This is a genomic window from Mesorhizobium sp. M7A.F.Ca.CA.002.05.1.1 (genome assembly GCF_003998335.1).
GTDB lineage: Bacteria > Pseudomonadota > Alphaproteobacteria > Rhizobiales > Rhizobiaceae > Mesorhizobium.
Window position 1 is genome coordinate 1 of sequence record NZ_RZQI01001285.1, and the last position, 1,211, is coordinate 1,211.

The window sequence follows — 1,211 nt, forward strand, 5'->3', positions numbered from 1 at the left end:
ATGCATGTCTGGCGCGACGTGTTCCAGGTCAATTTCTTCGCGCCGATCATGCTGGCGCGCGGCCTGTTCAAGGAGCTGGCGGCGGCCAAGGGCTCGATCGTCAACGTAACCTCGATCGCCGGAACCCGCGTGCATCCCTTCGCCGGCACGGCCTACGCCACATCGAAGGCGGCACTCGGCTCGCTGACGCGCGAGATGGCACATGATTTCGGCCCGCACGGCATCCGCGTCAATGCCATTGCGCCCGGCGAGATCGACACCGCGATCCTGTCGCCGGGCACTGACAAGATCGTCGAGACCATCCCTCTCAGGCGCCTTGGCACCACGGCCGAAGTCGCCGACATCATCTTCTTCCTGTGTTCGCAGCAGGCGTCCTATGTGACGGGCTCGGAAATTCACATCAATGGCGGCCAGCACGTGTGACATAACAGGATGCTCATCCTGTTATGGTGAGAACGGCCTTGCCGCTGAAGCTGCGCTGTCGCAGTGCGTCCAGCGCTTGGGCGATGTCTGTCCATGGCACGGTCAAGGCCACGCGTGTTTCGAGCCGGCCGGCTGCGACCAGAGCGAGCAGCGAGGCGATGTCCTCGCCAATGCCTGGACCGGACGTGTAGTAGGCGAAGGTCTGAAGCCTCGCTCCTTCATGATCCGGAACGAACTGGCGGAATCCGACGGGCGTTAGTTCGCCGCTGCTCGAACCGAACATGACGATGGTCCCGCCAGGGGCGACGCGTTCGATCGCGCATGCGAGGCTTTGGCCGCCAACCGACTCGGTAATCAGCGAGAACGGCCCCTCGGCCAGGTCTATCGCTTCGACAACCTGCCTGGCTCCGAGGCCGCGGAGATCCTCAGCGTGCCGGGCGGCGGCGACAGCGGTCACGAATCCGCCCTGATGGCGGGCGAGCTGGATCTGGAAACGACCGACCGCACCGCTTGCGCCGGTGATCAAGACCTGCTGGCCGGCGAGGTCCCCGCCATGGCGTAGAGTCCTCAGCGCCGTCGTACCGGCGACAGGAAGCGTGGCTGCGGAAACGAAGCTGACGTCATCCGGCAGGGCGGCGAGACGGTCGGTTGGGACTGCGATGCGTTCGGTCCAACCAGCCTCGTCGACCAACGCGACAACCCGGGCGCCGACGGTTGGCCCGGAACCATCGGCTGCTCTTCGTTCGACAATCCCCGCAATGTCCTGGCCGGGTATCCAGCCCTTGGGG

Annotated in this window: 2 protein-coding genes; one reads left to right on the forward strand and one right to left on the reverse strand. The window is 65.1% G+C overall.

Annotated elements, in window-relative coordinates; translation table 11 throughout:
• The coding region (locus tag EN939_RS34925; protein WP_127271914.1) for an SDR family NAD(P)-dependent oxidoreductase at window positions 1-423 on the forward strand (423 nt) is incomplete at its 5' end.
• Window positions 424-436: 13 nt separating this feature from the next.
• On the opposite strand, the gene EN939_RS34930 is transcribed toward EN939_RS34925, so the two are convergent.
• Window positions 437-1,211: zinc-binding dehydrogenase (locus EN939_RS34930; RefSeq protein WP_127271916.1), on the reverse strand; the 775-nt coding region annotated here is incomplete at its 5' end.